General features: G+C 43.5%; 26 protein-coding genes. 23 read left to right on the top strand and 3 right to left on the bottom strand.

Features of this window, described 5'->3' with window-relative positions; translation table 11 throughout:
• The first annotated feature begins 9 nt into the window (after positions 1-9).
• The 3 genes from DOZ58_RS18890 (at position 10) to DOZ58_RS07600 (ending at position 2,821) form a co-directional block, all read left to right on the top strand.
• On the top strand, positions 10-1,371 hold the full coding sequence (locus DOZ58_RS18890; RefSeq protein WP_242988634.1) for a M23 family metallopeptidase: 1,362 nt from the start codon (positions 10-12) through the stop codon (positions 1,369-1,371).
• Between the two features lie 146 nt (positions 1,372-1,517).
• Complete coding sequence (locus DOZ58_RS07605; RefSeq protein WP_111887765.1) at positions 1,518-2,078, top strand: hypothetical protein; 561 nt, start codon at positions 1,518-1,520, stop codon at positions 2,076-2,078.
• 50 nt (positions 2,079-2,128) lie between these two features.
• Positions 2,129-2,821: a RecX family transcriptional regulator gene (locus tag DOZ58_RS07600; protein ID WP_162624470.1), complete on the top strand. Its 693-nt coding sequence runs from the start codon at positions 2,129-2,131 to the stop codon at positions 2,819-2,821.
• Positions 2,822-2,829: 8 nt separating this feature from the next.
• Here the strand turns inward: DOZ58_RS07600 and DOZ58_RS07595 are convergent, their stop codons facing one another.
• Positions 2,830-3,681, bottom strand: a complete 852-nt coding sequence (locus DOZ58_RS07595) for a pyridoxamine kinase (protein ID WP_111889707.1) — start codon at positions 3,679-3,681, stop codon at positions 2,830-2,832.
• 100 nt (positions 3,682-3,781) lie between these two features.
• Here DOZ58_RS07595 and DOZ58_RS07590 point away from each other — a divergent pair, with 100 nt between their 5' ends.
• From DOZ58_RS07590 to DOZ58_RS07555, 9 genes are all read left to right on the top strand, one after another.
• A complete protein-coding gene (locus tag DOZ58_RS07590; RefSeq protein ID WP_242988633.1) occupies positions 3,782-5,176 on the top strand; it encodes a PLP-dependent aminotransferase family protein in 1,395 nt (464 codons plus the stop codon).
• Between the two features lie 134 nt (positions 5,177-5,310).
• The gene (locus DOZ58_RS07585) at positions 5,311-5,673 is read left to right on the top strand and encodes a competence type IV pilus major pilin ComGC (protein ID WP_111889706.1); all 363 of its coding nucleotides are present in this window, start codon (positions 5,311-5,313) and stop codon (positions 5,671-5,673) included.
• Between the two features lie 31 nt (positions 5,674-5,704).
• Complete coding sequence (locus tag DOZ58_RS07580; RefSeq protein ID WP_162624469.1) at positions 5,705-6,175, top strand: prepilin-type N-terminal cleavage/methylation domain-containing protein; 471 nt, start codon at positions 5,705-5,707, stop codon at positions 6,173-6,175.
• The gene (locus DOZ58_RS18525; protein ID WP_162624468.1) at positions 6,165-6,581 is read left to right on the top strand and encodes a hypothetical protein; all 417 of its coding nucleotides are present in this window, start codon (positions 6,165-6,167) and stop codon (positions 6,579-6,581) included. Before DOZ58_RS07580 ends, DOZ58_RS18525 begins: the two co-directional genes overlap by 11 nt.
• Positions 6,562-7,074, top strand: coding sequence for a prepilin-type N-terminal cleavage/methylation domain-containing protein (locus DOZ58_RS07575; RefSeq protein ID WP_162624467.1), 513 nt, complete (start codon positions 6,562-6,564; stop codon positions 7,072-7,074). Before DOZ58_RS18525 ends, DOZ58_RS07575 begins: the two co-directional genes overlap by 20 nt.
• Positions 7,071-7,487, top strand: coding sequence for a hypothetical protein (locus DOZ58_RS07570; RefSeq protein ID WP_111887760.1), 417 nt, complete (start codon positions 7,071-7,073; stop codon positions 7,485-7,487). Before DOZ58_RS07575 ends, DOZ58_RS07570 begins: the two co-directional genes overlap by 4 nt.
• Entirely contained in the window at positions 7,484-8,455 is a 972-nt protein-coding gene (pilM, locus tag DOZ58_RS07565; protein WP_111887759.1) for a type IV pilus biogenesis protein PilM, read from the top strand. Before DOZ58_RS07570 ends, pilM begins: the two co-directional genes overlap by 4 nt.
• A complete protein-coding gene (locus DOZ58_RS07560; protein ID WP_111887758.1) occupies positions 8,452-9,012 on the top strand; it encodes a PilN domain-containing protein in 561 nt (186 codons plus the stop codon). The genes pilM and DOZ58_RS07560 overlap by 4 nt, the downstream gene beginning before the upstream one ends.
• Positions 9,013-9,015: 3 nt before the next feature.
• Entirely contained in the window at positions 9,016-9,735 is a 720-nt protein-coding gene (locus DOZ58_RS07555; protein WP_111887757.1) for a hypothetical protein, read from the top strand.
• A gap of 135 nt (positions 9,736-9,870) precedes the next feature.
• On the opposite strand, the gene DOZ58_RS07550 is transcribed toward DOZ58_RS07555, so the two are convergent.
• The gene (locus DOZ58_RS07550) at positions 9,871-10,494 is read right to left on the bottom strand and encodes a MarR family winged helix-turn-helix transcriptional regulator (protein WP_162624466.1); all 624 of its coding nucleotides are present in this window, start codon (positions 10,492-10,494) and stop codon (positions 9,871-9,873) included.
• A gap of 236 nt (positions 10,495-10,730) precedes the next feature.
• Between DOZ58_RS07550 and DOZ58_RS07545 the strand changes: the two genes are divergently transcribed.
• The 10 genes from DOZ58_RS07545 (at position 10,731) to DOZ58_RS07500 (ending at position 23,539) form a co-directional block, all read left to right on the top strand.
• Positions 10,731-11,825, top strand: coding sequence for a BMP family ABC transporter substrate-binding protein (locus DOZ58_RS07545; protein WP_111887755.1), 1,095 nt, complete (start codon positions 10,731-10,733; stop codon positions 11,823-11,825).
• A gap of 63 nt (positions 11,826-11,888) precedes the next feature.
• Positions 11,889-13,427: an ABC transporter ATP-binding protein gene (locus tag DOZ58_RS07540; protein ID WP_111887754.1), complete on the top strand. Its 1,539-nt coding sequence runs from the start codon at positions 11,889-11,891 to the stop codon at positions 13,425-13,427.
• A complete protein-coding gene (locus tag DOZ58_RS07535) occupies positions 13,412-14,476 on the top strand; it encodes an ABC transporter permease (RefSeq protein ID WP_111887753.1) in 1,065 nt (354 codons plus the stop codon). The genes DOZ58_RS07540 and DOZ58_RS07535 overlap by 16 nt, the downstream gene beginning before the upstream one ends.
• Positions 14,476-15,408, top strand: coding sequence for an ABC transporter permease (locus tag DOZ58_RS07530; RefSeq protein WP_111887752.1), 933 nt, complete (start codon positions 14,476-14,478; stop codon positions 15,406-15,408). The genes DOZ58_RS07535 and DOZ58_RS07530 overlap by 1 nt, the downstream gene beginning before the upstream one ends.
• 328 nt (positions 15,409-15,736) lie before the next feature.
• On the top strand, positions 15,737-16,804 hold the full coding sequence (gene aroB / locus DOZ58_RS07525; protein ID WP_111887751.1) for a 3-dehydroquinate synthase: 1,068 nt from the start codon (positions 15,737-15,739) through the stop codon (positions 16,802-16,804).
• Positions 16,805-16,935: 131 nt separating this feature from the next.
• Complete coding sequence (gene aroA / locus DOZ58_RS07520; RefSeq protein WP_111887750.1) at positions 16,936-18,237, top strand: 3-phosphoshikimate 1-carboxyvinyltransferase; 1,302 nt, start codon at positions 16,936-16,938, stop codon at positions 18,235-18,237.
• Positions 18,215-19,294: a chorismate synthase gene (gene aroC, locus DOZ58_RS07515; protein WP_111887749.1), complete on the top strand. Its 1,080-nt coding sequence runs from the start codon at positions 18,215-18,217 to the stop codon at positions 19,292-19,294. Before aroA ends, aroC begins: the two co-directional genes overlap by 23 nt.
• 9 nt (positions 19,295-19,303) lie before the next feature.
• Positions 19,304-19,600 (top strand): chorismate mutase, encoded by a 297-nt coding sequence (locus DOZ58_RS07510; RefSeq protein ID WP_111887748.1) that lies wholly within the window; start codon positions 19,304-19,306, stop codon positions 19,598-19,600.
• Positions 19,601-19,602: 2 nt separating this feature from the next.
• On the top strand, positions 19,603-19,932 hold the full coding sequence (locus tag DOZ58_RS07505) for a hypothetical protein (RefSeq protein ID WP_111887747.1): 330 nt from the start codon (positions 19,603-19,605) through the stop codon (positions 19,930-19,932).
• A gap of 178 nt (positions 19,933-20,110) precedes the next feature.
• Entirely contained in the window at positions 20,111-23,539 is a 3,429-nt protein-coding gene (locus tag DOZ58_RS07500) for a pyruvate carboxylase (protein ID WP_111887746.1), read from the top strand.
• 270 nt (positions 23,540-23,809) lie between these two features.
• On the opposite strand, the gene DOZ58_RS07495 is transcribed toward DOZ58_RS07500, so the two are convergent.
• Positions 23,810-26,149, bottom strand: coding sequence for an Ig-like domain-containing protein (locus DOZ58_RS07495; protein WP_111887745.1), 2,340 nt, complete (start codon positions 26,147-26,149; stop codon positions 23,810-23,812).
• Positions 26,150-26,693: 544 nt separating this feature from the next.
• Here DOZ58_RS07495 and DOZ58_RS07490 point away from each other — a divergent pair.
• The gene (locus tag DOZ58_RS07490) at positions 26,694-26,996 is read left to right on the top strand and encodes an STAS domain-containing protein (protein WP_111887744.1); all 303 of its coding nucleotides are present in this window, start codon (positions 26,694-26,696) and stop codon (positions 26,994-26,996) included.

Below are 26,996 nucleotides of genomic sequence, written 5' to 3'. Positions count from 1 at the left end.
AGGAGCGGCATGGATAAAACTCAGAATATCTTTGAAAAAGTTCGCGAAAGATTAAAAAAATACCGATTCAATTGGTCAACCCAAGAAGTTGAACAGGATGAATTCATAGAGATTGAGCATGTCAATCATTGCCAAACATTAAACAGTGACACAAAAAGACGATTTAAACTGCGGGGTTCTGCAGTTGTTGTTTGTACTTTTTTAGTATTGGTTGGAGCCGGAGTAGTTGATGCTCAAACCCGTGCCTATGAGGTAATTTACAAAGGTACAAGTATCGGCTGTGTTGACAGTTTGGATGTCCTGCAATTGGCTGTTAGCGATACGAACGATAGCAAAAGCGGCAGAAGAAACCGAGAAGGCAGCGATTACGAAATACGGATGGCTCGCTCCACCGATTTTTTAACAACTGAAGAAGTTGCTCAGGTTATTAAATCAATACGAGCTCAGGAGAAGACGGTTCAAGTTGCCCGGGCTGAAAGCGTGGCACCAACCGTTGAGGTTGCCCCCCCGGAGACACATTCAGATGAAACAAAACAGCTAGAAACCGTTAGTACAGAGGTATTAGTTGAAGAAGAACCGGTAGTTGAACCCGTTATGAGTACGGCTAATACCCCGGAAATCCAAACGGCAGCGGAGTCGGATCGTTCGGAAACACCAGTTGTTGAAGAAGAACCCGCGGTAGAGCTACCAGAAGTGGAGACCCCTCAAATTGAAACCGTCGTTGAGGGTATTCAGACAGAACAAAATCCGGCGGCAGTACCAGTTGAGGAAAACAAGGTGGTAGAAATTCCGTCGGTTGAACCAAAAGTTCCAGAACTACCGGCAGAAGTGGTGGTTGACAATCCGGTGGTTGAACCCCAAGTTCCAGAAACACCAGTAGAACCGGTGACTGAAGTACCGCCAGTAGAAGCCCCGGCAGAAGGACCACCAGTGGAAAGCCCGGCTGAAGAACCGGAAACGCCTCAGGTACAGTTTATTCTTCCCGCTAGCGGTCGCGTTGGTGAAATCCTCAGAAATTATGATGGTGGTTATTACAGTAACCATTATCGGGCGGCCGCAATTGATATCCTAAACAGTGAAGGAACAGCTATTTATGCAGCAGCATCAGGAACGGTTACCTTATCGAGTTGGTATGGCGGCTATGGAAAATGTGTCATCATTGACCATGGCAATGGCTATTCAACGCTGTACGGACACTTTAGTTCGGTGGATGTATCAGAAGGTGAAACCGTAGCCCAAGGTCAGCGCATTGGCGGTATGGGATCAACAGGGTCTTCTACAGCCAATCATGTGCATTTTGAAGTGCGGGAAAATAATGAGGCCCAGCCGATCAGTCATTATTTCAATGTCAGTTCCGGCGACTACATATAAGTCTGGCGGTACTGCATTATAAATATTCTCTATGTATTATAGACACCTAAAAAGGTGTCTTTTTTTTAAAAGATCTTGCGGAACTTGTATAAATATGGTATCATTATGTAACGAAAAAGTAACAAATAACAACAAGAGGTAAATGTATGGATGAAACTATAAAGAGTGAAAGAGAAAAACGACGAATCCAACGAAAGAGAAAAAGACAGACGCGTAGTATTGTCACTTTTATGATTTTGTTTATTATGGCAACTGTGGGGGTCGTCAGTGCTCAGACCCAGGGTTATGAGGTTTTTTACCGTGGCGAAAGTCTTGGTTATGTGCAGACCTCTGGAGTCTTTCAATCGGCGGTTGATCGGATTGAAAAGAACGTGATGGAATGTTATAATTACGATAATATCCACTTGGGCGATGGATTTGAACTGATCCCGAGCAGGATTGAAAATCCGATGGATTTTGATACCTGCATCCAGGTACTAAACAGTAAGAATATTCCTCTTTATGTGAGTGGAGCAGATATTTTCATGGATGGGCAAAAAATAGGGACCGTAACATCATTAGATAAAGCACAGGCTGTCATTGCAGCGTATCAAAGTGTTAACAACAAAAACCAAAGCGAGCTTGAATGTGTGGAAGTGATGGTGCCCTTGTCCGAAACCAAGGATTTTGCGGCCATGTTATCGGCCTTAAAAGGACGTACAAAATAAAAAATCGATCACCGGCTTTTGGCCGGTGTTTTTTTAAAAGGAGGTATCAGATGGCGGAAATAACGCGGGAAAAAGCGATGGATATGGCGGTAAAATATTTGTCTTTTAAGTCACGAACCAGTAGTGAAATGGTTAAGTATCTGAAAAAAAAGGACACTGATGAGCAAATTATTACCGAGGTGATGCAAAAGCTTAGTGAATACCGCTATATTGATGACCAGGTTTATTTAAAAAATTATGTCGAGAATAATCGGCATTTAAATTACTATGGCTCCCGTCGGATGATTCAGGACTTAAAAAAAAGAGGGATCAGTGATACCTTACTGCTGACCCTGGCAGATCTTCTTCCAAGCGAAGAGGAATATCGATGCGGTGAAATGGTGGCAAAAAAACAGCTGCGCGCATTAACGGGACAAACTTCGGTACAGAAGAAAAAGAAACTATATGATAAACTGGGAAGAATGGGTTACCCCACGGAAATGGTGTTAGAAATTATTAGAACTCTGGTTTTAGAAGAAGAACCCCAGGAATTAACCGAAGATGAGCTGGCAATTAAAGATCAGCAACTAAACGAAAAGCTTGACCGGGACTATCAAAAATATGCCCGCGCCCACCGTAAAAAGGGGGCAGCAGGCAAAGAGCTTAAGTTTAAAATTAAGAAGAGCCTGATAGGCCGGGGTTATCCTTATGAGCTGATCGACCAGAAGATCGCATCAGAACAGGAAGCGATAGAAGAAGACTAGGAGGCGGATTAGGATAAGCCCAACCGCTTAATCAAATAGGGGATAGCCCGTTCAAAACAGACCCCATAGCGTTTTTCCTGCCCCAGTTCCACGGTTTTTAGAATACATTCTCTCGTATAATCCACCGCAATTTGGGTGGATTCTTTTAGATTAAAATCGTTTAGCAGGCCAGCAAGTAGGGTGCTTCCAAAGATATCGCCGGTGCCATGGAAATAATCCGTCACCCGTTCATTAAAAGCATAGTCAAAGGTCCCCGACGCGGTGTCATAGGTGGCGGCGCCCAACTGGTGCGGATCAAAAGAAATGCCGGTAACCACTACTTTTTTAGAACCCAGCTGGGACAGTCGGACCAGTAAGGCCTCCACATAATTTTGATCATAATCCTCTCCCACATAAGGTTCATCCAGCAGGAAGGCTGCTTCGGTGAGGTTGGGTACGATAATATCAGCCTTGGCACAGAGTTTGGTCATGCCTTTGGCCATTTCGGGGGTATAAATAGAATAAAGTTCACCATGGTCGGCCATTACCGGATCGACCAGAATCAAGTTTTTTTCAGACTGAAAGCGATCAAAGAGATTGGCAATCAGATCGATCTGATCAAATGAGCCTAAAAAGCCGCTATAGAGCGCGTCAAATTCCAGATTAAGGGATTGCCAGTGATCAGCGATGGGACGGATATCTTCAGTTAAATCACGGTAGGTGAAATTCTCAAACCCACCGGTATGGGTTGACAGCACGGCGGTGGGCAGAACGCTGGTGTCAATTCCGGCAGCAGAAATAATGGGTAGCGCCACGGTTAGCGAACATCGGCCGACGCAGGAAATATCATGAATAGCGGCAACCCGCTTTTGCTTAGTAATCATTTGAAACTCCTTATTTTAAATGAGCTTATTATATGTTAAAATTGAACCTATAAAAAGCGTCAGTTAATCAAAAAATGATGGGTTCAGGTAAGGAGATATGATGATTACAATACCATTTAAGAATAAGGGTGCCTTTCTTTATGTCGAAATATACGAATATCTCAAGCGGGAAATAACCGATGGTAATTTAAAATTTGGCGAGAAGCTGCCTTCAAAACGTAGCCTGGCCAGCCATTTGTCAGTGAGTGTGAATACGGTGGATGCAGCCTATGGGCAGCTGGTGGCTGAAGGTTACCTTGAGTCCAGTCCCAAAAGAGGATATTTTGTCTGCCAGATTGATACCTATTTACTGAAACAAAATAATCACGTGTCGGAAAAAAAGATAAAAAAACCAGAAACCAGGTCCGTCAAAATTGATTTTTCACCCAATGCCATCGATCAACGTATTTTTCCTTATGAAGCCTTTCGTAAGATTTTTAAGGTTACCTTTAATGAATATGACAGTTACCTTTTAAATAAACCAGACCTTCAAGGTGAGTTGGAGCTTAGAAAAGCCCTGGTAGAGTTACTGTATCGCTCCCGGGGAGTACGCTGCAACGAAGATCAGATCATTATCGGTTCAGGAACTAGCCATCTGCTGCAAATCTTAGGTCTGCTCTGGGGAAAGAACAAATCGGTGGTGTTGGAGAATCCGGTTTATCTTAAAGCTTATCATATTTTTGAAAAAATGGGGAACCCGGTGATTTCCATCGATATTGATGAAAAGGGTATTCAAATCGAACCGATGAAGAAATTTTCGGATGTGGCCGTTTATGTGACCCCCTCCCACCAGTTTCCGTTGGGGATGAGTATGCCCATTGATCGACGCATTCGCTTACTTAATTTTGCCAATCAGGATCAGGGGAATTATATTATTGAAGATGATTATGACAGTGAATTTCGCTACAATGAAAAGCCGCTGCCCTCACTTCAGAGTATTGATAATAATGGTAAGGTGATTTACATTGGAACCTTTTCTAAATCCATTGCACCATCATTTCGGATTAGCTATATGGTATTGCCAGAAGCCTTGTTGAAGGCCTATCTTGAAATAGCGGATGCCATTAGTTCGCCAGTTTCCAGTTTGGAGCAAAAAATGATTGGTGCTTTTATTTCTGACGGTGTTTTTGAAAAGCATGTCAATAAAATGCGAAAAGTCTATAAGGGTAAACGGATCGTTCTGATGAATGCATTAAAGCAATGGGGTGATCGGGTCAAAATAACCGGTGAAAACGCCGGGCATCATCTGCTTGTACAGCTTGACAATGGTCTCACCGAAGAAGCTATGTATACCCGGGCCTTGGCTCAGGGCGTGCGAGTCTATCCGGTTTCACCCTATTTTATCCATGGTGCGGAAAATTATAAAAGCATGGTTTTGCTGGGGTATGGTTCGTTAACCGACAAACAGATTTATAGCGGGATTGGCATCTTAAAAGAAGCCTGGGATTTATAATCGGCTGACGATGCTGTTGATTAGATTTTAGATGAGGCAAAATATTTACTCTTTTTTTTAATATCCCAGCGTGGTAATATCAAATAAAAAGAGATAGGGGATTGAAAGTGGGAAATAAATGCAAACCCGTCAGAATGCACAGGATCATCCGACAAAATCGTTTTAGCGGCTTTACGTTGATGGAAATAATTGTTGTGATTGCTGTTTTAGGCGCCCTGGCAGCGATGGCGATTCCACAATTTACCGGTGTTCTCGAAAACTCTCAGAAAAAAACGGATGAGGCCAATATTCGGATTATTGAAAGTGCCGTTTTGCTTTATCAGGCGGAAATTGGGGATATTCCAGCAGGGGTAGATACCTTTAATGAACTGGTGACGGAGCTTAATCGTGTTGGCTATTTAAAAAATTCGGAAGTAAAGGCGGTCACGAAGGGTGTCGTTTTCACCTATGATAGCGCTTTAAAAGAAATCAGTTTGACTGCCAGCCCCGGTGTATAGCGCCACTTTAATGAAAACGAGTGCAAAAAAAATGAAACGTGCAAATCGTCCATGTCTACGGAAAAAAGAGGGTTATACCTTGCTGGAATTACTGGTGTCACTCTCAATTTTGGCTCTACTCACGGTTACTCTGCTTGGCACAGGATTTAACAGTCGTAATGCGTTTAGCGATAGCGCCTACGATGCCGAGTGTGAAAAAATCCTGTATGCCTTGCTTCAGTATCAAAATGAAGCCATTATGGATGGCTATCGGCGCCAGGTTCGGTTTTTAGATGATGGGATGCGGGTCGTCTGGACAAAAAACGGGGTCAGTCAGACAGAGCAGATTGTAGTAAAAACGCTGCGGTTCACAGGCTCCTATACGGGTGCCACAGCCTTAAATTTGTATGGACATGGAACCGTGTCCCAGGGAGGAACAATAAATTTGACAAGTTTAAGCGGTGATGTCAAAAGAATTGTGGTGCAGGTTGGCAACGGGAGGATTTATTTAGATGAATCGTAGGTTCAAAATCGGACCAATTATAAAGGCGCTTAAAGGTTATACAATAATGGAAGCGATTATCGCCATTGCTGTTTGTGGGGCGGCCCTGGTGATGATTTTGGGTCTGTATGGGATGGCGATAAAAACAGAGATGGTATCAAAGGCGATTTTTTCACGATCGGTGGAAATAAATAGCATTGTCGACGAAATTAATATCAATTTAAAAGAGCCTTCGACAACAAGTCTGAATGATCGGGTTAATTCTATTTTAATGAGCAGGTACCCGAATTATGAATTAAAAAATGTCGTGTCGGATCATCAACCTAATTTATATACGCTTGAAATCGCGCATACGAGTAAAAACAGTAGGGATAAGGTATTCTATATTAAAGTGTTCTGGAGGCAAGATGAGACGCCAGTCATTTAGAAAAGAAATGGGTCCCTCTGGCTTCTCTCTGATTGAGCTGTTAACGTCTTTAATGGTGATGTCTTTGTTGCTGGGGTTGCTACTATCGGGCTTGATTTATGCAAATACGATTAATAAAAAAGCCGAAACCAATCAAAAATTATTTTATACACAGCGATACATTGAGTTGTATTTTCAAAAACAGATTTTAAGATCGGAAAAAATAGTTTTTAAAAACAACCGCGTCTATCTTCAGGATCTGGAAAGCCCGGAAAGTTATTACAACTATTATCGTTACAGTAGCGGGTTTTTGAGACGCTATAAGGTTTATAAAAATGGCTTAACTTCGATCGGTTCTGGGGGTAATAGTCAATTTCTAGATGGTATTTCGTCTTTTTCGATGACCCTTGGCGCGAATCAGGAAATTGTTATAAAATACAGTTTAGTGGTTGAGGGATCAACTTACGATCGCGAAACGACGATTTCCCATGGAAGAATGGTGGAGTTTGTATGAATAAGCTAAGCGAAGATGGATTTGTGCTGCCCCTGGTTTTGGTCGTGATGGCATTATTAACAGCGGGTGCGGGTTATGCTTTAACCCGGGGAATGGCGGAACTGGAAGCCAATCGCTTGAATCAGGATTATCAGTTATGTATCGTGACAGGAAAAAATGCCATGGCGATTCTTCAGGCTGAGCTGGAGGAGGATGTCAATTATTCGGGTACTGGCGGGAAGAGTGCGGATGAGAACGGCGGTTATTATGAAATCCAGGTTTTTAAAACAGCAGAAAAATTGCGGTATGTGGAAATAAGTAGTGAATATAAGGCGTATCATATGAATTTCAGTGGTGAAATTGAGCTGGTAACGGATGCGGTGCCGTCAGGTCAGATTGTGAGATTTAACTGGAAAATGGTGGGGGCGGTGTGAAAAAGAGAAAAAAGTTCTGGGCGATTGATCTGGGTGAAGCGTTAACAAAAATAGTCGTTGGTGAGATTGGTGCGTCTGGTTGGGTCCAGATTGAAGGGTTTCGCATTGAAAAAACACCAGAACAGATTAGAAATATCGGCAATTCAGAAGAACAGTCGATGGTTAGGGGGTTTTTGCGTCATCTTTTAAAAGGCGCACGCCGTCATGATGACGTGATGTTGGTCATAAACCATAAAGAGATGCTAGTGGCTTCATTTACCTTTCCGATGATGACAATCAACGAGGTGGAAGAAGCAATCTATTGGCAATTGCAACTGCTTACATCAGAAAATCTGGAATTTTGGCGAATCGATTTTCAAGCGCGGGAGCGGACCCGGTGGTTTGAACATCTTGGTATTGATGAGACAAACTTGGATGTGCTGGGGGTTGCGGTAAAAAAAGATCTTTTGAGTCGGTATACAAAACTATTTGGTAAAACCGGCTGTCGTTTAGCGTCGATTGTTCCACAGTTTTATACCTTTGACAGTCTGATTGATCCCAACGTGGATCAGCCAACACTTATTATTGATATGGGAAAAAGTGAGACCCGTTTCTTTTATTATTACCGCGCCGCATTGGTTGAAAACCATCGGTTGGAGTTGGAAACGGGATGGGATGGAAAAACCTATTTGCGGGAAATTATTAAGGTAACGGAGCAAATTTTTGAATTTCCATTAGGGTATGAAAAAACCGGTATGAACGATATAAATGAAAATATTTATCTGATGGGAGGAGAGAGTCTTCATCGCGGCGTACTGGAGACGCTGTCAAAATGGCTAGATAAAAAAATCCGGCCTGTCGATGAGCTTTTGGATGAGAAAGAGGAACTGATTCTTCCCGGGAAAATGACCAAAGCCCAACGCTGCTTAATGACGCCCTGCGTGTGTGGATTAATCAAACAGGCGCAGTTGCGTGGTGGTTTGTTATGAAGTTAGAGATGAACTTATTACCAGTTGTTTCAGAAAGGAAAAAACAAAAGAAGCATACGCTAACAAAAGTGCAGATGATTTTTATCGGATTATTTATAGCAGTATTTATTATTTACGGAGCGTTGACTTGTTTGGATCTCCATTATCAGAAAGAGATTAAAAAGGTAGAGACACTGATTGAAAATAAATCTGATTATCAGGTGATTTATGCCAATCTTTCCCAGCAAAAAGAGCTGTTAAAACATCGCAGTCTCGTTTTGGAAGCCATCAACAAGGGAAAAGGACTACCGCTGCAAACGGTGGAGGAAATTCACAGGGTCCTACCGGCTGGGATAAAACTCTCCAATTATGAATTTCGGGATGGCCAACTGTCTGTCTCAGGTGAAGCAAAAAAGAAAGAAGAAATCCTGGAATTCAAAGAAAAACTTACGGGTCTGGAAATCTTTTTAGAAATTAACATGGTTAATACCAACACGAAAGAGGCGGTATCCACAATTAAGCCGGACGGGGAAGCCGGGTGGGAATTTACATTAAGTCTTCTAGTGGCGGAGGTTTAAGTGATGAATCAAAAGATGGAAAAACAATTAAGCGATAGAACCCCGAAAGCCCCAGAAGCACACCAAAAAAATAGTAAAACAAAGCTTCAGGAAGGGATTGTCGTAATGGCCCTATTGGTCATCTTCGTTACTTTACTGGTGATTCCTAAATACCAGGCCTACGGCGCAAGCAAGGCTGAACTTGAAAAAAGAGTACGCTATTATCAGGAATTGCCGGACCAAATGACGGAGGAAACCTATCTAAAAAAACTGGGTGAAATGAGTGAAGCGTTAAAGATAACCAACGATAGCCTGCCGGAAAGTTTAGATACGGTCAGTCTTTACGAAGCGGTTGCAAAAACAGCAGACACTGCTGAGGTAGGCCTCACTTCGCTGGAGTTTGGACTGATCAAGCTTCAGATCGATGATCCTCTAGGCGCAAGAATTGCGCCGGAATTTACTGAAAATGAAGAAAAAACGATTCAAGGACCGGATGGAAAGTTTTTAGCGACTTGTGAATTTACGGTGGTTTGTACCGGTAATGATGAAACATTTATGGCATTTCTGGATCGATTAAATCAATCAATTCCAGTTATTCGTGTCATCAGCTATGAAATCAAGAAAGGCTCTGGGTCTGAAAAACAGATGCACCTGAGGCTCGAAAGCTATGGCGTGGTGCAAAATAACCAGGATAATCAGAGGACAGAAAAAACGTATCAGCCACAAGAAATGCTAGCGCCCTAAATACCGTGCGATTCGATAACAGAACCACAATTACCGTGCCGATCAATTGTTAATCTCTTTTTTGCCTTGATGCAAATAATAGGATGTAACAATTGTCGGTACGGTTTTATCAGTTGTTAAAACAAGTAGCTTGTATCAATTGGGGTGTTTAACAATCGTCTCAAGGCTTGCAGTAATGGTTAAGAAGATGCGGTGGAGAGCTTTGATTTCCTGGGGTGAGATGCCATTCAAAGCCGTATTAAGGGGCGCAAATAGTTTGGCATGGACAGTTTCCAGTTGATCAAAAATTGCTTGACCATCGGGGGTCAGGGTGAAGACCACTTCACGCACGTTGACCGCTGATTTTTCTTTTCTTATGAGTTCTTTTTCCAGTAGTTTGGAGCTGCACTTTGAAATAGCGCTTTTTGAAATTCCCAATTTATTAGCCAATTGGGTCAGATTGATGCCTGAAAATCGGCCGATCATTTCAAGGGCTTTCAGTTCAGAAGGATAGAGAGAATAGGAACCATCATTGACTGTAAAGGTTTGCGGTAAAACAAGAATATCCTGATAAAGAGCAGCAGAATCAATCATCAGTTTCTTGAGCGCATCAAGATCTACGGAAGAATCGGATTGTTCAGGTTTTTGAACCGTTGATTTTTCTTTTTTTTGAACCGAACCTTCTTTTTTTTCTTCCGCGGCACTTTTCTTTTTCGTCTCTTTTTTCGAATCTTTTGTTTCTTTGACGTCCAACTTCTTAGCTTTTTTCTCTTTTTTCAAAATGACACTCCTTTCAATACGAAATCTACCATTTAACAGGGTGAAGAATCCGATTCACCACGGTTACATATAATAATACCGAATTAACCAACGCATTGCAATAGAAACATGGCTTAGACGACCGATTTATTCAACTTTTTTAGATTGCATTTTAGATGTTTTTTAGTTAAAATACTAGTGTGGGTAGGACTGTTTATCCGATGGTTCTAAACCAGATTAGAAATAGGAGGAAGAGAATGAAAAAAAGATTGGGAGTATTGATGCTTACACTGGTTTTATTGGTTGTAAGTGTAGCCGGATGCAGTTCAGGAGCGACATCAGGTAAAGCTGAGGTTACAAAGGTTGGTTTTATCTATGTTGGACCAGCAGATGATGGCGGTTGGTCACAAGCTCATGACAATGGCCGGGCAAAAATGGTAGAAAACTTAGACGGTAAGGTTGAAACCATCGTTAAAGAAAATGTACCAGAAGAAAAAAGCGCTGTTATTTCAACCATTAGAGATATGGTTGATCAGGGATGTACCATTATTTTTGGAACCAGCTATGGTTTTATGGATGGAATGGTTGAAGCAGCCGAAGAATTCCCTGATGTTAAATTTGAACACTGTTCAGGTTATATGACGTCTGATAATATGGGGACTTACTTTGGAAAAATTGAAGAACCACGTTACCTTTCCGGAATTGTCGCCGGCTTAACAACTAAGACGAATAAAATTGCTTATGTAGCAGCGATGCCAATTCCCGAAGTAATTCGTGGTATCAATGCCTTTGCATTGGGTGTAAAATCGGTAAATCCGGCAGCCACTGTTAATGTTTCCTGGACCAACACCTGGTATGATCCAACTGTTGAAAAAGCAGCCGCCGAAGCGCTGATCCAACAAGGTTGTGATGTAACCGCTCAGCATCAGGATTCAACAGCAACTATGGAAGCGGCTAAAGAAGCGGGTAAATTATCGATTGGTTATGATTTAAGTGCGGCACAAAGTATGCCAGAAGTCTATATGACGGCTCCACTTTGGGATTTTAGCGGTTATTATACCGATTCGGTTTCATCAGTCATTGACGGAACCTGGAAATCGCAGCAATACTGGGGTGGTATGACTGATGGGATCGTCCTACTGGATGAACTGACAACCTTGGCGCCAGGAACGGCTCAAGGTCAGATTGACACCGCTGAAGCCGCCATTAAATCAGGTGAGCTGGTAATTTTTGCGGGCGAATTAAAAGATCAGAGCGGCACTGTAAAAGTACCGGTTGGAACTACTCTGACAGATGAAGCGCAGTTAAGCATGGACTGGTTTGTTGATAATGTTGTTGGTAGTTTAAAATAATACAAATGGGTTAACGGACAGAGTCTTCTGACTCTGTCCGCTATTTTTAGTAAAGGTGAAAGCATGAATAATGATTATGTGGTTAAAATGGAAAACATCACAAAGGTTTTTGGTAAGGTCAAAGCCCTGGATCATGTGGAATTTTCATTAAAAAAGGGAGAAGTGCATGCCATCTTAGGAGAGAACGGAGCGGGCAAAAGTTCACTGATGAATGTTCTAAATGGCATTTATATGCCGGATGAAGGGCAGATCGAAGTGAAGGGCCAACGTGTTAGTATCAGTTCCCCCAAGATTGCCCTGGACTTGGGAATTGGGATGTTGCCTCAGCACTACAAGTTGGTCGATGCTTTTTCAGCAATGGAAAATGTGGCCGCCGGCAGTCGTAAAACAACCCCTTTTTTAAATAAGAAAAAGATTTTAGATGAGATGGGGAAATTGATTGCCCAATTGGGAATGGACATTAATCCCAATAAAAAGGTCTATGAAATGTCGGTTGCCGAAAAGCAGAGTCTGGAAATCTTCAAAGTCCTGTATCGGGGGGCTGATATTCTAATATTGGATGAACCCACGGCAGTACTAACTCCCCAGGAAATTAAGAATCTCTTTGAAATTGTTAAGAAGATGGTGGCAACAGGCTGTTCAGTGATTATTATTACTCATAAACTAGAAGAGGTTATGGAAATCAGCGATCGGATTACCATTATGCGTAAGGGCACGACCATTCAAACAGTTAATAAAGCAGAAACCACGCCGCAGGAACTGGCCGGGATGATGGTTGGCGATATGATGGAGCTTAATGTTCCCTATGTTGCGGTAAAACGGGGAGAAAAGGCGCTAGAAGTGAAAGATATCACCGCCATCGATCGAAATAAGGTCAATATTCTTGATCACGTCAGTTTTGACCTCTATGCTGGGGAAATTCTCGGCGTCGCCGGCATTGCCGGTAGCGGCCAGAAAGAACTATGTGAGAGTATCGCTGGTCTTTATCATATCAAATCCGGTGAGATTATTTTTGAAGGCGAAAACATCGTCGGCAAGAATCCCGAAAAAATCAGTCAGATGGGAATTAGTCTGAGCTTCGTTCCTGAGGACCGTTTAGGAATGGGTCTGGTTTCTTCGATGGATATTATTGATAATGTTTTATTAAAAGATTACCGCAACAAAAAAGGGCTGGGAATTTCTCGGGTTGTTTCCCGGGACAAGGCCGAAGCCCTGGTTGAACGCCTTAACGTGTCCACCCCCGCGATTGAAAATCATGCCGTCAGTTTGCTCTCTGGCGGGAATATTCAAAAGGTCTTGTTGGGTCGGGAAATTGAACTGGAACCGAAACTGATGGTGACGGCTTACGCCACCAGAGGTCTGGATGTAGGTTCTTCTCAAATTATTTATGAGCTGCTCAATGAGCAAAAAGTTAAAATGAAACCGATCATTTATGTGGGCGAGGATTTGGACGTTCTGATGAGTCTTTGTGATCGCATTTTAGTTATTTGTGAAGGTCGGGTAACAGGGATTGTGGATCCGCGAAAAACCACCAAAGAAGCCATTGGATTAATGATGTCCGGGGTTATTAGTGAAGGAGAACAAGCATGCTCCATATCGTAAAGAAAGATCTTCCCAAAACCCGGGAAAAAATAGTTGTTCGGCTGTCGGCTGTATTAGCAGCGTTGGCCTTGGCCTCAATCCTTGTTCTGGTTGCCGGAGCCAATCCCTTTGAGTTATATCTTGGGATTATTCAGGGCTGTTTTGGCTCGGTGTATCGTTTTGCTGCCACGATCGAGAAAATGGTACCGCTGCTGGTGCTCTCTTTGGGGGTAATGGTTGCCTTTAAAATGCGCTTTTGGAATATCGGTGCTGAAGGTCAGTTTCTGATGGGGGCAGTCGGAACCACATTGGTAGTCCGGCTACTGCCGGATCTGCCGCTACCAATTATGCTGATGTTGATGAGTGTCGTTTCTTTTTTATTTGGCGCCGTTTGGCTGATGGTTCCAGCTTTTTTAAAAGCCCGTTTTGGAACCAATGAAACGCTGTTTACGCTGATGTTAAACTATATCGCGTTAACACTGGTAACTGCATTGCAATACGATTTCTGGAAGGATCCGGCAGCCAGTGGGATGCCTAAAATAGCTAATCTTCCTCCCAATGCTTTACTACCCGGTGTCAGTGGTTTTAATTTAAGTATCTTGATGGCAGTTATTATTGTTCTGGCGATGTATTATTTTATGAACCGATCAAAAATCGGATTTGAAATTTCTGTTTTGGGCGAAAGTGAAAATACCGCCCGATACATCGGTATTAATGTCACTAAAACCATTATGATCGCCGCTCTTGTTAGCGGCGGTTTATGCGGTGTGGTCGGGATGATGCAAACCACGGGTGTCAGCGGGGCGTTATCAACTCAAATCACTGGCGGTTTGGGTTTCACAGCCATTATCGTAGCCTGGCTTTCAGGACTCAAGGTGCCCTTTGTAGTCGTTAATTCCTTTGCCTTTGCGGTATTGTTGCAGGGTGCCTCGTATATTCAAACCGCCTTCCAGATTCCCGGTTCGGTGGCAGAAATGATTCAGGCGATCATTCTGTTTTTTATTTTGGGCAGCGAGTTTATCTTGCAGTACCGCTTTGTTTCCGATAAAAATAAACGTGAGGTGGCATAATGGAATTTGTTTTTTTCTTAACGGCTGCGGTTAAGGCCGGAACCTGTTTGCTTTATGCGACTCTGGGAGAAATTATTTCAGAAAAAGTCGGCCACCTTAATCTTGGGGTGGAAGGGATGATGCAAATGGGGGCGGTGGTTGGTTTTATTGCCGGGTTTACCTTTGGCAATCCCTACATCGCGGTGCTCTGCGCAGCCATTGCCGGGGCCTGCGGGGCTCTGATTTATGGCTTTCTGACGATTAGCTTAAAGGCTAATCAGGTAGTTACCGGGCTGACGCTTAGTATTTTTGGGGTTGGCTTTGCCGCCTTCTTTGGCAAGAACTTTGTCGGGAAAAAAGTGCCGGAAGCGATTACCACATTTTTTGCGCCGATCAAGCTGCCGATTTTTGGGGATATTCCATACGTTGGTCAGATCTTTTTTAACCAAAGTGTTTATGTTTATTTTTCTTATCTACTGGTGATTGCCATTTATGTTTACCTTTATAAAACCAAGTGGGGCTTAAATACCCGGATGGTTGGTGAAAATCCGGTCGCGGCTGACGCCAGCGGAATTCCCGTGGATAAGTATAAATATTTTAATATTGCCCTTTGTGGAGCACTGTGTGGCCTGGGTGGAGCCTTTTTATCCCTGGTTTACATCAGTATTTATCCGGTTAATGTCGTCAGCGGACGAGGGTGGATTGCGGTAGCACTGGTTATCTTTGCGATGTGGAATCCCGGCAAAGCTTTATTGGGGGCCTATTTCTTTGGCGCTTTGGATATTGCCAGTTTTTGGCTCCAGCAATATACCCTGCCAGTTTCAATTTACTTCTTCACGGCCCTGCCTTATTTGGCAACAGTATTTGTTTTGATCTTTACCTCGATGCGAAAGAGCAGCAACAAAAAAGAACCAGCCTGGCTGGGTAAAAACTATTTCAAGGAAGACCGATAAAAAGAAAAGACCGTCTTATATAAGACCGTTGAATAAATTGCCGTACCGATCAATTTTAATCTATTGTTCGCCGCGGGATCGAACAGGCTATGCCGTGTTCGCCCCGATGCGTACAATCAGATTAATAATTGTCGGTACTGCGTTGGTACGATGTTTATAGTTTAACCGTCTTATATAAGACGGTTCTTTTGTAAACAAATCTGTCTTTACAATGGAGACAGGTGTTAACACAACTAAACCATTTAAAAATCCCAGGACAATGCTTTATGGTTTTAAATTGAAAAAACTATGATATAATAGAGGTTAAGATTTTAAAGGAGCCGAGAAAATGAAGGAATTAATTTGCAAAACAGAGAATATGCACCAGTACCCCATTATCATCGAAAAAGGCATTAAAGGGCGGCTGGCCCAAATGAAGGCGCTCTTTTCCCAGTATCACAAGGTGGTGATTATCACCGATAAAAATGTAGCAAAAGAGTATTTAAGCGATGTGGAACGTCAGGTTCGTCAGGCTGGTCCCAAGGTTTACAGCATTGTCATTCCTCCAGGCGAGGCAAGCAAGTGCCTGTCGCAAACCGCCGAAATATATGACGAACTGGTTAAATGTAATATCACCCGCAGTGATGCTATTTTAACCCTGGGCGGTGGCGTCGTTGGGGATTTGGGCGGTTTTTGCGCGGCAACCTATCTCCGCGGCATTGATTTGATCCAGGTACCGACATCATTGTTGGCACAGGTTGACAGCAGTGTCGGCGGAAAAGTCGGGATTGATCTAGATTATGGCAAAAATCTGGTCGGTGCTTTTCATCAGCCTAAAGCCGTTATCATTGACCCCTTATTTTTAGAAACCCTTGAAGATCATTATATGATTGATGGTATGGCCGAGGTCATCAAGTACGGTTGTATCAGTAGTGCCCCGCTTTTTGTCAAACTGATGGGGTATGCCTATTATGAGGATTTGGTTGAAGATATGGAAGAGATCATTGCCAAATGCTGTCAGATTAAACGGGATGTGGTTCAGACTGATGAGCATGAACAGGGACTGCGGCGGATTCTAAATTTTGGCCATACCATCGGCCATGTAGTGGAATCTTATTTTAAATTTAAAAAATATTCCCACGGTGAAGCGGTTGCCATTGGGATGGCACAGATCACGAAGAAAACGGTAGCAGAAGGGATCAGTCAGAAGGACACCTACACGAATATTATCGAAATCCTGGAGAATTACGGGTTGCCCACTGAGCTTCCCAAAATGCCTCTGGACAAGGTTCAGGAAATCTTGTTTACGGACAAAAAGTTTGAGAATGACTCGCTTTACATTTGTGCCCTGGAAAAAATCGGCAAGGCTCAAATTGTCAAAATTCAAAAACCCCAGGCCATCGAACTGTTTCGATAATAACTGAAATAAATAGAGCGATAACCCCGTAGCGATACGGGTTAACCGGTTGTAAAAATAATCGCTACTGAGTTATTGATTGTCTATTTGCCAAGTGAAAAAAGTAAAAATAGAAAATTGTGAGGAAGAAAATGAGAAAGATTGAGATTACACCAAGACAATTAACGGGCAGTTTGGAAATACCGCCTTCGAAAAGTGTCAGCCACCGGGCGATTATTATGGCGGGGCTGGCTAAGGGAGAAAGCGTGATTTCTAATGTGCTGATGTCTCAGGATATGATTGTTACCTGTGAGGCGATGGAAGCATTAGGGACAAGCATTTCTTATCATGAAGAACAAAACGGGCGGTTTACACTAACAATTAAGGGCTGCGATCCGCTGGTACTTGGGAAGGAGACCATCGAGTGCAATGAGTCAGGATCAACGCTGCGATTTATTATCCCGATTTTGCTGCTCCAGCCTAAACGGGTGGTGATTACCGGAAAGGGTCGTCTGGTTACCCGGCCGATGAAGCCCTATTATGATCTATTTGAAGAAAAATCAATTCATTATGAGCATTTAAATAAACAACAGGATCTACCTCTGGCAGTAGAAGGAACTCTGACTCCCGGCAGCTATCAAATTGATGGCGGGGTAAGTTCACAGTTTATTACCGGCTTACTTTTTGCCCTGCCCTTGCTTTCTGGCGATTCGGTTATTGAAGTTACATCAAAACTGGAGTCAAAACCCTATCTTGATATTACCCTGGACATGCTGAAGCACTTTGGGATTGAGATTGTCAATGACAATGACCGGCGGTTTTTGATTAAGGGAAATCAGGCCTATCGACCTTGTCATTACCGGGTCGAAGGTGATTTTTCTCAGGGCGCGTTCTGGCTGGCAGCGGGTGCCATTGGTGAAAAGATGGACTGCAAGGATCTTGATCTTTCTTCTTTTCAGGGGGACAAGGTAATGGTTGATCTGATAAAACAAATGGGTGGTGAAATCAGTGCTAAAGCTGATGGCCTGGTGGTAAAAAAATCAACCACTCATGGAATTGTTATCGATGTCTCTCAGTGTCCGGATCTGGTTCCGATTCTGGCGGTGTTAGGCAGCTTGAGTGTGGGCACCACCACCATAATAAATGGTGAGCGACTGCGCTTTAAGGAGTCGGATCGGTTGATGGCGATTGCTTTAGAGCTTAATAAACTGGGCGGCAAGATTGAAGAAACCGCCGATGGACTGATAATTCACGGGGTCGAAGGCTTCACTGGGGGCAAGGTTAAGAGTCATAATGACCATCGAATTGCGATGGCTTTAGCGATCGCTAGCATTCGGGCCTCAGGAAAGATCGTTCTGGACGGTGCCGAAGCAGTCAATAAATCCTACCCACATTTCTGGGAAGACTTTAAAGCGGTAGGAGGTGAGTGGATTGGGCTCGACGTGGGGAAATAAATTTAAGCTTTCGATTTTTGGTGAATCCCATGGTAATGGGATTGGTGCAGTCATTGATGGACTCCCCGCCGGAATTAAAATTGATCTGGAGCGGGTTCAGAGTGAGCTGAACCGCCGGGCCGCCCGGGGAAACCCGCTGGCGACACCCCGAAAAGAGGGGGATCAAATTGAAGTGCTGAGTGGCATTTTTAATGGCAAAACGACCGGCGCACCATTAGCGGGATTGATCCGCAACGAAAATACCCGTTCCGGAGATTATGCAAAAACCAAAGATCTGATGCGTCCAGGTCATGCCGATTATACCGCCGACGCCCGTTATGGTGGCTTCCAGGATTATCGCGGCGGCGGTCACTTTTCCGGCCGGCTGACGGCACCTCTGGTTTTTGCCGGGGCCATTGCCAAAGAGATGTTAAGCGTAATTTGTCCAGAGCTGGGAATCGGAAGCCGGATTGTATCAATTGGTGAGGTAAAAGATACCCCGATTGAGGATTGGAAGGTCTATCAAACCCTAATCAGGGGTTTTAAAAATCCCGCTTTCCCCCTTTATCATGCCAATCTGGAAGAAGCGATGAAACAGGCAATCATTGCAGCAATGGAAGATGAGGATTCGGTGGGTGGTTTGGTGGAAGGCTTTATCACTGGCCTGGAGCCGGGGATTGGCAATCCTTTTTTTGAATCCATTGAAAGTCGTCTATCGGCCTTACTCTTTTCTATTCCCGCCGTAAAAGGCGTAACCTTTGGGGCTGGTTTTGAAATGGTCAGCCTGCGAGGTTCCCAAACTAATGATGGCCTGCGCATCAATAACGGACAAATTGAGACCTTAACCAACCACAACGGGGGTATCAACGGTGGTATTTCCAATGGAATGCCAATTGTTTTTCAGGTCGCCTTTAAACCGACGCCTTCGATTGGCAAAGAACAGCAGACCATTAATCTGGCCAATCGAAACAACGCGACCTTAAAAATTCAGGGGCGTCACGATCCCTGCATTGTGATCAGGGCTTTTCCCGTGGTAGAAGCCGCCACCGCCATCTGTTTGGCAGATTTTTTACTTTAGGAGATAAGATTGAAAACATTAGATGAAATTAGAAATAAAATCGATCAGATCGATGCGCAGATGCGGGTCCTTTTTGAGCAGAGAATGGATTGCATCCAGGCTGTGGCTGAATATAAATACAATAATAATGGTAATATATTCGACCAGAGTCGGGAAGAAAAAATGCTGCAAAAAAATCTGGAGCAGCTGAAAAATAAGAACTACGATAAAGAATATGAACGTTTTTTAGAGGAAATTCTGATCTCCAGTAAGGATTATCAGAAGGATTATATACAAAAAAAAGAAACGCTGAAAAGAGGCGAGTAATCATGGATACCGGAATGCTTATTATTGTTCTGGTTATTGTCATTCCCGGATATGTTATCGTTAAACGTCTGGCTAACACCTTCTATTCAGATAATCCCAAGCTGGAAGAAGAAACAGAAAGGCGCTATGGATTTCAACGTCTGGAAAATGAAATAATCGAAAAGGCGAAAGAAAAAGAAATAAGTGAAACTCAGGTTAAACATAGCGACCATCAGCGAAAAAAAAGAAAACGTGTCCAAATCCCAAAAAAAGTGGATGCGGCAGTCGTAATAAAATATCGCCAAAGGGTTAAGAATGAAAAGTTAACTAAAGAAAACATTAAGCAGAAGTGAGTAAAACGCTTATTTTTAGCCCTATTTGAGTGTGATTGGGTGGTCGCTAAAAATAATTTGATAATCCTCAAAAAATAGCTTTAATAATGGCATACAATTTTATATAATAGTTACAATTATTTTTTTGGAGATGAGAATTGTTGATGCATAAAAATGCGTTCAGAAAGTAGAAGGAAAGATGAAAAAGTTTAATAAAGTATTAATCGCTAATCGAGGAGAAATTGCCATCCGGATCATTCGGGCCTGTCAGGAGCTTGGCATTCATACCGTGGCCATTTACGCGCAGGAAGATAAACTGTCTCTTTTTAGAACCAAGGCCGACGAGGCTTATCTGATTACTGGCACGAATGGTCCGGTGGAAGCTTATCTGGATATGGATAAAATCATCACCCTGGCCAAGAAAAAAGAGGTTGATGCGATTCATCCTGGTTACGGTTTTCTGGCTGAAAACCCGCTTTTTGCTAAACGCTGTGAAGAGGAAGGGATCGTCTTTATCGGACCAACGCACGAAATGATGGAAAAAATGGGTGACAAGATTCAATCGAAAATCGTCGCCAAAAGTGTGAAGGTCCCCACGATTCCCGGTGTTGAAAAACCAATCACCTCCGATTCGGAAGCCCTGGAGTTCGCACAGAAAGCCGGCTATCCGATCATTTTAAAAGCAGCTGCAGGCGGCGGTGGTCGGGGGATGCGAATCGTCCGGGACGAAAAAGATCTCTTAAAAGAGTTCCATTCAGCAACCAGTGAAGCAACCAAAGCCTTTGGTGATGGGACTATTTTTGTCGAAAAATATTTAGAAGAACCGAAACATATTGAAGTGCAGATTCTGGGTGACAACCATGGGAATGTGGTGCATCTTTTTGAACGGGATTGCTCGATTCAAAGACGACACCAGAAAATCGTTGAATTTACCCCCTCCTTAAGTATCAATGAAGAACAACGTCAGGCGATCTGTAAGGACGCCATTAAACTGGCTAAAGAAGTAAACTACCGTAATGCCGGGACCATTGAGTTTCTGGTCGATAAAAAAGGCGACCATTATTTTATCGAAATGAATCCTCGGATTCAGGTCGAACATACCGTTACTGAATTGGTCACCGGAATTGATCTGGTGCAGTCTCAAATTTTAATTGCCCAGGGCTTACCGCTCGACTCCGAAGAAATTGGTATTTCCAGTCAAGCGTCAATAGAGACGAGGGGAACAGCCATCCAATGTCGGATCACGACTGAAGATCCGAACAATCATTTTATGCCGGATACGGGCCGATTGGATGTTTATCGAACCGGTAGTGGTTTTGGGATTCGCCTCGACGGTGGCAATGGCTTTACTGGCGCAGTAATCACGCCCTATTATGACAGTTTGCTGGTCAAGAGTACCTCTTTTTCCAGAAACTTTGAAGATGCCCGTCGTAAAGCGCTGCGCGCGCTGAAAGAAATGACAATTGAAGGGGTTCAAACCAATAAGGATTTTCTCATCAACGTGCTTCAGCACCCCACCTTTATTGAAGGAAACTGTGACACCAAGTTCATTGATGATCACCCAGAACTGTTTGAGATTGAAGATCAGAAAAGTGAAGCGTCCAGTTTGCTCAAATACTTCGGGAATATTATTGTCAATGAAACCTTTGGAAATAAACCGGATTATGATGAGCCCTATATCCCGGCTATTCCGGTCGATACCGAATTTCGGGGTAGTAAACAGATCCTTGATGAGCAGGGGCCAGATGGTCTGGTAAAGTGGATCAAAGACCAGGAGAAACTGCTGCTGGTTGATACCACCTTCCGGGATGCCCATCAGTCTATCGCTGCCACCCGAGTACGAAGCCGGGATATGATCAAAATCGCCCGGGAAACCGCAGCCCTGGCACCGGATCTCTTTGCCCTGGAAATGTGGGGCGGCGCAACCTTTGATGTGGCCTACCGTTTCTTAAAAGAATCGCCCTGGCGACGGCTTGATGAACTGCGCAAGCGAGTTCCCAATATTTTGTTTCAGATGCTTTTGCGGGGTGCCAATGCTGTCGGTTACAAAAATTACCCAGATAACGTGATCCGCGCCTTTGTTCAGGAAGCGGCCAAAAGTGGGATTGACATTTTCCGTATTTTTGATTCACTCAACTGGATGGATGGGATGAAGATTTCCATTGAGGAGGTTTTAAAAACGGATAAGATTGCTGAAGTCAGCATCTGCTACACAGGGGATATTTTAGACACTTCGAGAACCAAATATAATCTCGATTACTATCTGAGAATGGCCCGGGAGATCGAAAAAACCGGAGCCCATATTCTGGCGATTAAAGATATGTCTGGTTTACTAAAACCGGGAGCCGCCTATAAGCTGGTAGAAGCCTTAAAACAGGAGGTTAGCCTACCCATCCATCTTCACACCCATGATACAACGGGTAATGGGGTGGCCACAGTGCTCTTTGGACAGATGGCCGGGGTCGATATTGCCGATGCAGCGCTAAACGGGCTCAGTGGTTTAACTTCTCAGCCGGCCCTGAACTCGATTGTGGCAGCCCTAAAAAATACCCCAAGAGATACGGGACTAAATGAAGATGAGCTCCAGATTTTATCGGATTATTGGGGCAGCACCCGTCAGGTTTATAGTAAGTTTGAATCTGAAATGAAATCCGGCTCCACTGAAATTTATAAGTTGGAAATACCGGGAGGTCAATACTCAAACCTTCGGGCCCAGGTGGAAAGTTTTGGTTTGGGCCATAAATTTCGGGAGGTTAAAGAGAAATACATGGAAGCGAACCTGATGCTGGGTGATATTGTCAAGGTGACACCCTCATCAAAAACGGTTGGTGATTTAGCCATCTTTATGGTTCAGAACAACTTAACCGCTGATAATATTAAAACAAAGGGAAAAGAACTATCTTATCCCGATTCGGTCGTTGATTTTTACAAGGGCATGATCGGACAGCCAGAAGGTGGATTTGATCCTGAGCTTCAAAAAATTGTCTTAAAGGGCATAGAACCGATCACAGTTCGTCCCGGGATTCTGCTTCCTGACGAAAATTTTGGTAAAATAAAAAAAGACTTCCATGAAGAGTTTGGTGTTGAACTGGACGATCGGGAAGTGTTAAGTGTTGCTCTATATCCCAAGGTAATGAAAGAATATATGGAATTCATTCAGGAATACGGTGATTACATGCGAATGGAAAGCCACGCCTTCTTCTACGGTTTAAAGGTCGGAGAAATCGTCGATGTGGAGGTATCCAAAGGAAAACGCTTTGTCATCAAATTAGTCAACATCGGCGTACCTAATGATGAGGGCATGTGCCCAGTACGATTTGAAGTGGATGGGTTCCGTCGTGAAATCTATGTTGAAGATAAGCGCAGCCTCTCGGCCAAGCAAAAGGTCACCATGCTAAAGGCTGATCCTAAAAACACTAAACAGATCGGCTCAGGTATTCCTGGAACTGTTCTAAAAGTATTGGTTAACGAAGGAGAAGACGTCAAAAAGAATCAGGCTCTGGTTATTGTTGAAGCCATGAAAATGGAAACCGAAATGGTCGCCAGCGAAGACGGCAAGGTCAAACGGATCTATGTATCGGATGGACAAAGCGTCGAGTCCGGCGAACTGATCGTCGAAATGGAATAAGAGACTCTATTATAATAGGAAGTTAATTAAAAAAGAAGTGATCACTGCTATTTGGTGGTCACTTCTTTAAATCTAGGTACAAGTCGTACCGACAATTGTTACATCATGTTGTGACCTAGGGGTCAGACCCTACGCATCGGGGCGAACACGGCGTAGCCTGTCCGATCGCGTAGCGAACAACAGATTAACAATTGGTCGGTACGCAGTGGCACGACAACCTAAAAGAAGTGATCACCATTATTTGGATGATCACTTCTTTTTTTAAATTTGCTATATCACGGTGAGTGAAACCGGGAGACTGACGGCGGTTACCGGCAGACAACCGGCTTTGGTATTAGTGATTTCGACATAGTAGTAGGTGGTTCCGGCCGGACTGGCGGTATCGGCCGCAAAGGTCTTATCAGTAGCACCATCAACTGCTTTGCCATCGGCATTGACGGCCACGGAGCTTTCAAACCACTGGTAGGTGAGGACACCGCCATCATTGACAGTGGCAGCTACTCTAAAAGAAGCTGTTGCTATCTCAGACTTAGGTGCGCCGAGGGCAGCCTGAGCAGTGCGGGTAGCCTGAGCCAAACTGGTTGCCACTGCGATGTCACTCAGTTGTGAAATACTGGTTGGTTGTTCCGTGATCGTTGGTATTTCAGCTAATGTTGTTACGATAACCGGTTCTGTTTCACCGGTTTCAGGATCGGCGGGATCAGGTGTTACTGGTAGGACAGCGGGATCGATACTGGTCACGACAGTACCCGCTAAGACGGTGACCGGATCAGCATTTTCAGAAGAGATCACACAGTTATAATAGACAGTACCCGGGGTTGCGGATGCCGGGGGATCATAAATTGGACCTGTAACCTCTGGTAGTGGGGTTTCGACATCACCGATGCGATAAGACCACTGGTAGGTTAAGGTCTTATCATCAGTAACATCAGCTTCCACAAAAACAGGAGCAGGATCTTCATTTAAATAAACACGTTGGGAGGATAGTTCCGAGCTGGCGGTAATTACCGGTTGGGCCAGGACCGTGAGGGTGATTAAGGCCTGGGTGTTATTCAGGTTGACATAGCCAGCAGGCATTACCAAAGTGCCGGTATAGATTGTTTCACCAATTTTTTTCGTGTCCACGGTATTGGGGGACCAGGTTACTGAACAGGGAAAAAGTTCACTGCCATAACCCTGGGCGATGACCACAACCGGCAGGGAGTAACTGCTGTCATAGGCAATGGTTTGTGCAATATTGTTATTGACGGTGTTGATGGTATTAATCATAGTCACAGCGGTGACATTGGTTTTGACTGTAATTTTACAGGTATCAGTTTTATTCCCATCCTGAGTTCGGGCAGTGATGGTGGTTTCGCCATTAGAAACTGGTGTGACCACCCCATTGGTGACGGTGGCAACCGCGTTATTAGACGTTTCCCAAATGATGGTTTGATTGGTCGCATTTTTGGGAAAAATAACGGTGTTCAGTTTTAAAGTATTACCCATAATCACATCTGCTTCAACCGGTGTTACCTGGATTGCTTCCACCGAAATATTTACAGGTGGGCTCGGTGGGGTTGGTGGGGTTGGGCTTGGCGGATTTGGTGGGGTTGGAGGGATAAACGGGGTATCGTGAATCGTATCAATGACCGACCCGGAATCGCTTGAACCGGAATACCAGGTGCCGCTGGACCCGCCAGAGGAACTACTATCGGCGACTCGGTTGGTATTGGTTGATACAGCTAATGAACCATTGGTATCACTGACAACCGGCTTGGTGGTAATATAAACGACCTCCGGGGTAACGGTCCCGGTAATGTACAGTACATCGTTGGTGGTGGCACTGGTAACACTGCCTTCACCGGTTATCTCAACCCGGGTTTCTGTGGCCAGAGAGGCAATTACGGCATTGTTGCCAAGTGTAATGCTGGTTCCTTCACCAGTAGTGGTTAACAACACGGTTCCCACATTGGCATTAAGGGTGAGAATAACCTTCGATTCAGCCACGATTTTATCAACCACCGCATTGGCTACAAGGGTTGATCCACCGGCATTGGTGCCGAATCCAATTAGTTTGGCTGGTGTGTTAAGAATAATGTCGCTGGCGCCCCGGGCCTGAATGTTTTCAATGGTACCATTTTCCTGGGTGGTGATGGATGTCCGGGCAGCGGCTTTCTCAACGTTTAGGGTCTTTACCTTACTTTGATTGTCAACAACGATGTTGGCCGCTGCTCTGGCGGTCAGCGTTTCAACGGTTGCTTCGCCAAGTAAAACAATTTTTACCCCGGGTTTCTCAAGAATGATGTTCTGGTAGGCGCCACCATCCAGGTAAATGGTGTCACCTCCTTTTACCAGTAATTCGCCTTGTACGGCTGCGTTGGTCAGCCGAATTTCGCCATCGGCAACCGCATCAGTAACGGTTAGATTACCGGTAAAGGTGGCATTTTCGATGTTGACATCAGAAACCTTAATCTCTCCGTTTTGATAGGTTGCTGTTTCGTTGTAGGTACCCGCCACGGTATAGTTTTTCATTTCGCTTCCTTCTTGGTTGCAGCTACGAACAAACAAAATGGCGGTCAGAAGAATTAGTAGGATGATAATAATGGAAATAATCGAGTTCTTTTTCATGACATTCCTTCCCTTTTCATTTATTTAATTTAAAATGTAATCATAAGTGCTCAGATTTGTTCTAAGTGTAATAATACTAGCACAAATTATGGTTGTTGTAAATAGCTTGTAACGAAGATGTAAAAGAAAATTGAATTTGTAAATAAAAACAGAACATCTTTCAACGATGCTTAGCAGATTCCCAAATACAGGGCTTTATTGGCTGAGATTATTTTTGAAAAGATCGCCTTTATGGATGCATTTTTTAAAGGATTAAACACGTGAATAACGATAAAGTATGCAATTGATTTGGATATAAATACAACTTTCGTATTTCGACTGGTTTTGTAATTGCGCATGGCAAATTATTGTGGTATGATCAATTAAAATTAAAAATTTGAAGGCATAAATGCCTTTAAAGCTAAACCGTCAAAGCGTTTTAACTGGGTTATGCCAAGAAAAGTCTCCTTTTATCAACAGGGCGACAATTTGGAACAATTCAGAATTATCGTTACAGATGAAAACAACAGATTGTTATAATTTTTAAAGAAGAAAGGGTATACGAATGAAAATTGAAGTAAAGCAAGAAAGTGATATTTTTCTAGTTGAACTAGAAGGCCGAATGGATACCAATACCTCCCCTGAGTTTCAAAAAGAAATGGAGCCGTATTATACTAAACAAGGATTTAAGATGATTCTGAATTTTGATAAGCTGGATTTTGTCAGCAGTGCCGGATTAAGAGTGTTACTGCTGATTCAAAAAAAATCCAAGGCACTTGATGGTAGTCTGGTGATTAAAAACGTCAAGCCGGAAATCCAGGAAGTATTTGATATGACCGGGTTTTCAGATATTTTGACCATCGAATAA

This window comes from Acetobacterium sp. KB-1 (assembly GCF_003260995.1).
Lineage (GTDB): Bacteria > Bacillota > Clostridia > Eubacteriales > Eubacteriaceae > Acetobacterium > Acetobacterium carbinolicum.
This window is presented reverse-complemented; position numbering and strand designations above follow the sequence as displayed.